This is a genomic window from Cupriavidus sp. FW305-3-2-15-C-LB2 (assembly GCF_058787575.1).
Genome location: NZ_JBYSZW010000071.1, coordinates 25,292 through 32,527 on the forward strand (window position 1 = coordinate 25,292; position 7,236 = coordinate 32,527).

7 protein-coding genes are annotated in these 7,236 nt (G+C 60.7%); 6 read left to right on the forward strand and 1 reads right to left on the reverse strand.

Translation table 11 applies throughout. From position 1 onward, the window contains the following. Positions 1-244: 244 nt before the first annotated feature. Positions 245-697 carry a MarR family winged helix-turn-helix transcriptional regulator gene (locus AC3WRR_RS32910; RefSeq protein ID WP_492299248.1) on the reverse strand — a complete coding sequence of 151 codons (453 nt, stop codon included), beginning with the start codon at positions 695-697 and terminating at the stop codon, positions 245-247. 338 nt (positions 698-1,035) lie between these two features. Here AC3WRR_RS32910 and AC3WRR_RS32915 point away from each other — a divergent pair, with 338 nt between their 5' ends. The 6 genes from AC3WRR_RS32915 to AC3WRR_RS32940 all read left to right on the forward strand — a co-directional run. After that, positions 1,036-1,794, forward strand: a complete 759-nt coding sequence (locus AC3WRR_RS32915) for an SDR family NAD(P)-dependent oxidoreductase (RefSeq protein ID WP_492299250.1) — start codon at positions 1,036-1,038, stop codon at positions 1,792-1,794. A gap of 105 nt (positions 1,795-1,899) precedes the next feature. Beyond that, entirely contained in the window at positions 1,900-3,114 is a 1,215-nt protein-coding gene (locus AC3WRR_RS32920) for a cytochrome P450 (protein WP_492299252.1), read from the forward strand. A gap of 62 nt (positions 3,115-3,176) precedes the next feature. Beyond that, entirely contained in the window at positions 3,177-4,121 is a 945-nt protein-coding gene (locus AC3WRR_RS32925) for a flavin reductase (RefSeq protein ID WP_492299254.1), read from the forward strand. Positions 4,122-4,295: 174 nt separating this feature from the next. Continuing rightward, a complete protein-coding gene (locus AC3WRR_RS32930) occupies positions 4,296-5,492 on the forward strand; it encodes a CaiB/BaiF CoA transferase family protein (protein WP_492299256.1) in 1,197 nt (398 codons plus the stop codon). Positions 5,493-5,513: 21 nt separating this feature from the next. After that, a complete protein-coding gene (locus AC3WRR_RS32935) occupies positions 5,514-6,680 on the forward strand; it encodes an acyl-CoA dehydrogenase family protein (protein ID WP_492299258.1) in 1,167 nt (388 codons plus the stop codon). A 44-nt stretch (positions 6,681-6,724) separates the two neighbouring features. Next, positions 6,725-7,236 (forward strand): AMP-binding protein (locus AC3WRR_RS32940; RefSeq protein WP_492299260.1); only part of this gene is annotated, 512 nt, incomplete at its 3' end.

Below are 7,236 nucleotides of genomic sequence, written 5' to 3' on the forward strand. Positions count from 1 at the left end.
ATGCGGCACGTGCCACCATGATTCTCCGCATATTGAATGTCAGCCTCATCTCTCTCTCCACTGGATGGCAATCTCGGGAGGTGCGGGCTTCCCCTCTGCCAAGTCGCCTGGCGGCAAGCCATGCGAGCGGCCGCCGCTCGCTTCCCTTCGTGCCCCGTGCCGACACCAAGCGTGGCGGCTGCCGACTGGGCGCGGTAACAGAGACTGGCCGCAGTATTAAGCTCGCATCGCGCGAGCGGTCTGGTTAGTCCTCCAGATCGGCGGAGAGGTTCTGGCAAACCTGGTCAAGGACTCGGGAAGCGACTTCGATGTCCTCGTTGGCGACACCTTGCAGTGCGATCTCGGCGATGCGCCGCGAAACATCCTCGAGCTGGGCAGCTAGTGCCGAGCCTTCTCTCGTCAGCTTGATCGCTTTGGCCCGGCGATCCTCCATGTCCTCCTCTCGCGTGACAAGTCCCGCCGCCTCCAGGTTGTACAGCAGGCGAACCACCGAAGAACTTTCAAGTGTCAGGGACGCAGCAAGATCCTTCTGCCTCATCGTAGACGTGGCGCGCCATATGTGAAGCAGTGGCAGCCACGTCGCATCGGTGAGCCCGAATGGCTGCAAGCGAGTGTCCACGATGCGGCGCCAGAGTCGCGCCGTTTGACCAATACGTGGCCCGAAAGACTTGCGCGGGGATTTGGTGCGAGAAGACATGGCAGCCAACTCATGGTGGTAACGCATAGATTGTATATCATTAGTTTGTATGTCATCAATTTTGGCTGGAGTGGTAGTCGTCGCGCATGGTTTCCGGAAAAAACCCCCTGGACTTTGGCTGCCCAGGCTATTGCACCGGTTCCTTATTGAGATGCAATGCACGCCACATCTACGTACACGAACAAAAATATACGCATGGGTATTGACGAGCATCGAAGGATGGCGCATTCTTATTCGCAGACAGGCAGGGAAGGCTGGCCTTACGGTGACGGAAGTGTGGGGACTGGAGCGCAGGCCTTGCGTAGCAGATCCTGGAAGCGGGACACATGGAGGAGGGGATGGAGCTTCAGCGACAGAAGGTTGCGCTGGTGACGGGTGCGGCCCAGGGCATCGGGAATGGAATCGTCCAGCGGCTGGCTAACGAAGGGTTCGCCGTGGTCCTTTGCGATCTCGACGGCGCCAGGCTAGAGGAGGCGCAAGCGAGTCTTCCTGGCGGGACCCAGGCCTTGGCCATCCAGATGGATGTCGCCGATGAGCAAGACGTGAAGAAGGGAATTTCGGCGGTGGAATCCCGATTCGGCCAGCTCGATGTGCTGGTGAACTCCGCAGGAATACTGGGGCTCGTCAACAACAAGCCCCCGACTGTGGAGGAGACGCCGCTCGAAGTCTGGCGAAGGGTGCTCGATGTGAATCTGACCGGGACTTTCCTGGTGTGCCGGGAGGCAGTTCCGCTTATGCGCAAGCGCACAGGTGGCCGGATCGTGAACATTGCGTCGCGTGCTGCGCGGGTGCGATCGGGCGACCCGGCATACGCCGCGTCCAAGGGTGGCCTGGTGACATTCTCCCGTTACCTAGCGGGCGAGGTTGCCCCTTACGGGATTACGGTGAACTGCGTGGCACCGTCGCGTGTCGCGACGCCGATGACCGCCAGTATCGGCGGTGACGATGTCATCGCGAGGAAGATCGCGGAAACGCCCCTGGGCCGTATCGGGACGACCGAAGACGTGGCCGGCGCCGTGGCGTTCCTGGTGTCGAAGGACGCCGGCTTCATCACGGGCGCGATCCTGGATGTCAACGGAGGATCGTACATGCAGTGAAGTGCATGGACGAAAACAAGTGAATTGCCGCCAAACGGCGCAGCCGATGCCCAAGGAGGAGACAAGATGACGCTAGATGCTAAATCCGTGGATGACCATAGCCTCATGGATCCCCTGATCCAGGATGATCCATTCGCGTTCTACGAACTGCTGCAGCAGGAGTGTCCGGTTTACCGCATGCCGGAGACGGGATTCTATGTCGTGACAAGGTACGAGGATGTCCGCAAGGTCGTGTCCGACCCAAAGACGTTCTCCAATGACCTGGTGCGGGAGAAGGAATTCCAGGGAGACAACTACAAGATCCACTCGGCGGTGCTCGCCGAGCGCGGCTGGCCCCTGATGCAGACCTTGCAGCGAACCGATCCGCCTGTCCATGGGCGCTACCGCCGGCTGCTGGACAAGGTCTTCACGCCGAAGCAGGTGCAGGAACTGAAGCCGCGGATCGACCAACTCGTCAACCAGCTCATCGATAGCTTCATCGACAAGGGCGAGTGCGAATTCGTCCACGATTTCGCCCTGATGCTGCCAGGCCTGCTGATCGCGGAGCAGGTCGGTCTTGGCCAGGACATCCACACGTTCAAGAAGTGGGTGGACGCGATGTTTGCCACGGGCATGTCGTTCCTGTCCGAGGACGAGATCCGCAAGGCTGCCGAGACGGAACTGGAGGCGCAACTGTACTTCGCCGACATCTTCGAGCAGCGCAGAAAGGAGCCGCGCGACGATATTGTTTCGCAACTGGTGCACGGCAAGATGGGCGAGGATGAAGAGCCATTGACGCAGCAGGAATTGCAGAGCCTGATGCGCCATATCATCGGCGCTGGTTTCGAGAGCACCGCAAGCGCGCTTGCCAGCGGGATGCTGCGCCTGCTGCGCCATCCCGATCAACTGGAGAAGCTGAAGGCAGATCCATCCCTGATGCCGAACTTCGTAGAAGAGGTGCTCCGGATCGATAGTCCCGTGCAGGGCCATTTCCGCAAAGCGCTGAAAGACGTCACGATTGGAGACGTCCTGATCCCGAAGGGGTCGATCGTCATTCCGCGATTCGGCGCGGCCAATCACGACGCATCGCAGTTTGCCTGCCCACATGCGTTCGACGTGACGCGAAAGAACGCTAACCGCCATTTCGCCTTCGGCATGGGCACCCACTTCTGCCTTGGCGCGAACCTCGCGCGGCAAGAGATGAAGAGCGCCTTTTCGATCATTCTCGAGCGTATGGACGATATCCAGCTCGCCCGCCCGCTCAGCAAGCCCGAGCATCAGGTGAACTTCATTCTTTACCTGCTGAACGAGCTGCCGATTCGCTTTCGGAAGCTGCGCTAGCCTGACGCCGGCAGCTTGCTGGCCGCTGACATGCAGCAGACCCAACTGAGCATGGAGACATCATGTCACTTTCTCGAGAAGATTTCATTGGTGCAATGCGGCGGTTTCCTGGCGCCGCCAACATTGTCACCACCGGCAGCGGCGACCAGCGAGCCGGCTTCACCGCCACCGCCTGCATTTCGTTGACCGCCGACCCGCCACAGGTCGGGGTCGCCGTGAATAAGGGCGTCAGCGCGTATCCGCAACTGGTCGCTAACAAGAGCTTCTGCATCAACACCCTGGCGTCCGACCAGCATGAGCTCGCTGCCCGTTTCGCGGGACCCGTTAAAGGGGAAGCTCGTTTTCTGGAAGGCGATTGGGGGGAGCTGACGACCGGTGCGCCGGTGCTCGGAGGCGCGGTTGTCAACCTCGATTGCGTTGTCGTCGAGACCCTGGAACTCACCACGCACACGCTGTTCGTGGGGCGGGTGGTCGCTGCCAGCCAGTCCGAAGACGCAAGATCGCTGCTGTACGTTGACGGCGACTGGGCAAGCCTGCTGCCGGCAACCAGCCGCGACGTAGTCGGGCTGATGCAAGGAATCGAAAAAGTCTCAGCGGCTATCGACAGTGCGGTCCGGAAGGAAAGGGATCCGTCTGACAGCCTGGACACGTTCGTGCGCGAATGGACCAAGATCTACACCGATCGCCATGACGTCGTCCACAAGTACATGAGCGCGGAACTCTATGCGTCGCCATCCGACATCAAGCGATTGAACGCCGCCCGGCGTGAGTTCGACGACAAGCTTACCGAGTTGCTTGCCAGCGGAGGGAAAGCCGGATTCTTGGAGGTCGGCGATCCACGCCTTACGGCCTTCGCCATTGCGGGGATGGTGGGATGGACTCACCGCTGGTTCCGCCCCGAGGGGCGCTTGCGGCCCGATGAGATCGGCGAGCAGCTCGCACGGCTGGTGAGGAAGCTGGTCGCACCTTCCGCGGCGATGGAGGAAGGCCAGCGCACGGTAGCGTGACGGCCGTCGCGCGGAGTCCGGCGGTCCGCCGGCGGTTCTTCCGTCGGTAGCCATGCGCTGCAAAAGAATCGACGACGCCTTGGTGCACCGGCGTGTCGTTCCAGGCGCAATACCTGGCCGGATCGCTTGCGTGGCGCCTACTGATGAAACATCAAAGGTTGAAAGATCGTGTCAATGGAGACTAAACCGACCGGATCGAACGGCCCGCTTGCTGGCGTTCGTGTCCTGGACCTGACCAGCGTGCTCATGGGGCCGTATGCCACCCAGTTACTGGGCGACATGGGCGCCGATGTAATCAAGGTAGAGCCGCCCGGCGGTGACATCGTCCGCCAGATCGGGGTGTCCCGAAATCCGGGAATGGGAGGACTTTTCCTCAACACTAACCGCAGCAAGCGGAGCATTGTCCTCGACCTGAAGACCGAAGACGGCTTGCGCGATCTCCTGATGCTGGCGTCGACCTGTGACGTCCTGTTGTACAACGTACGACCTCAGGCTATGGCGCGTCTCGGCCTTTCCTATGAGGCCGTGGCCCAGGCATGCCCGGACATTATCTACGTCGGCGTCTTTGGTTATGGTGAAGATGGGCCGTATGCAGGCAAGCCAGCCTATGACGACCTCATCCAGGGCGTGTCAGGACTGGCATCGTTGTTCGCGCAGAACGATGGCGATCGCCCTCGCTACATCCCGCTCGCCATTGCAGATCGCGTTGTCGGACTCCACGCGGTCAACAGCGTACTGGCTGCCCTGCACCACCGCCAGGCAACCGGCCAGGGTCAACGCATTGACGTGCCGATGTTCGAGACGATGGTGAGCATGGTCTATGGCGATCATCTTGCGGGGTTGAGCTTTGAGCCGGCGCTTGACGAAGGGGGATACCAGCGCCTCCTGGCCGAACACCGGCGTCCGTACAAGACCAAAGACGGCTACGTGTGCACGTTGATCTATAACGACAAGCACTGGAAGTCGTTCTGCCAGGCCCTGGGCCGCGATATCGCATCGGATCCACGCCTCGTCGATCATGCGACGCGGACTAAACATATCCGTGCAATCTATGCAGATCTCGAACAGATCTTCCTGGAGCGATCCACGCAGGAATGGACCGAAATCCTGACGAAGGCGGACATTCCCGTCATGCCGCTGCACACCATCACTTCCATCTTCGACGATCCGCATCTGAAGGAAATCGATTTCTTCGAACTCGTCGAACACCCCACGGAAGGGCCCGTCCGATCGATGCGTGTCCCCAGCCGCTGGAGTGTCACGCAACCCACGCCAAAGCTGATGGCACCAGGCCTGGGGCAACACACAGACGAAATCCTGGCCGAAGCCCGGATGCTGGCGAAAGCCGGGCCAGCCGGCAAGGCAGCATGAATTCTTGTAGAGGGGTTGCATATGAATCTTGATCTTACTGAAGACCAGTTGGCAATCCGACGGTCCGTCCAACGACTCTGCGGGCGCTTTGACAAGCAGTACTGGCTCAATCGCGACACCTCCGGGGAGTTTCCGTTCGAGTTCTTCGATGCCATGGCGAGCGAAGGCTGGCTCGGCATATGCGTTCCGGAGGAATACGGCGGATCCGGCCTGGGGATCTCCGAAGCCGCCGTGATGATGCGCACGGTCGCGGAGTGCGGCGGCGGCATGAGTGCAGCATCCGCGATCCATGTGAATGTATTCGGCCTGCACCCGGTCGTCGTATTCGGGACGGACGAGCAGAAGCGCAGGATGCTTCCTCGCATCGCAGCAGGCAAGGACAAGGCGTGTTTTGCCGTCACCGAGCCGAATACCGGGCTGAATACCACGCAGCTGAAAACGCGCGCAGTGAGGGATGGCGACCATTACGTCGTGAACGGGCAGAAAGTCTGGATCTCCACGGCACAAGTTGCCAACAAGATGCTGCTCCTTGCCCGCACCACGCCATTGGAGGAGGTCAAGAAGCCGACGCATGGGCTGAGCCTTTTCTACACCGATCTGGACCGGTCGGTCGTCTCGGTGCGCGAAATCGACAAGATGGGACGCAAGGCGATCGATTCCAACGAGGTGTTCTTCGAGGACTGGCGGATTCCGAAGGAGGACCTGATCGGAGAGGAGGGGCGTGGCTTCGAATACATCTTGCACGGCATGAATCCGGAGCGTGTCCTGCTGGCTGCGGAATCCGTCGGGCTAGGCATGCTGGCGCTGACGACCGCGACCGAGTACGCAAAGGAACGCGAAGTGTTCAATCGCCCGATCGGAAAGAACCAGGGGATCCAGCATCCGCTCGCCAAATGCTGGATGAATCTGGAAGCTGCCTGGATGATGGTCCGGGCTGCCGGGCACAAGTATGACAGCGGCCAGGATTGCGGTGGCGCGGCCAATGCGGCCAAATACCTGTCGGCCGAGGCCGGATATGAGGCATGCCAGACGGCGGTCATGACGCACGGCGGGTTCGGCTACGCCAAGGAGTACCACGTCGAGCGCTATCTGCGCGAGATCATGATTCCTCGGATTGCACCGATCAGTCCGCAACTGATCCTGTGCTACATCGCGGAGCGGGTACTCGGGTTGCCGAAGTCGTACTGATCCTCGTTGGCACATCAGACAAGAAAGAGGAGACGGAGGAGAGAATGAACAGGGATCTGGTGTACTGTCCCCTCGTCGGCGACCTTCCTGCCGCCGCGTCGGAACGTTGGGGTAGCGAGCTCGCCCTTAGCTTCGGTGAGCGCCGCTGGACCTATCAGGAGTTTGACCACGAGGTGGAGCGATTGGTAGCGGCGCTCCGGCATGCAGGGATCGGCAAGGGCGACCGGGTCGCGGTATGGCTGAACAATTGCCCCGAGGCCGAATTTCTGTTCTTTGCGCTTGCAAAAGTGGGCGCGATCAACGTTCCCCTTAACACGCGGTATCGCGTCTGCGACGTGGCCTATGCACTGCGCCAGTCCGGCAGTTCGATGGTCATCTATGCCGCCCGCAGCGGGCCCGTCGACTATGACGACCTGCTGCACCAAGCCGTTGGGAGCATCATGAGCGAGCCGGGCGGCGGGATCAAGGCGGAGCACATGCCGGCGCTGCACCAGCTTGTCGTCATCGGAGAGTCGAAGATTCCCGGCGCCACGCCCTGGGGGGACTTCAGCGGGGT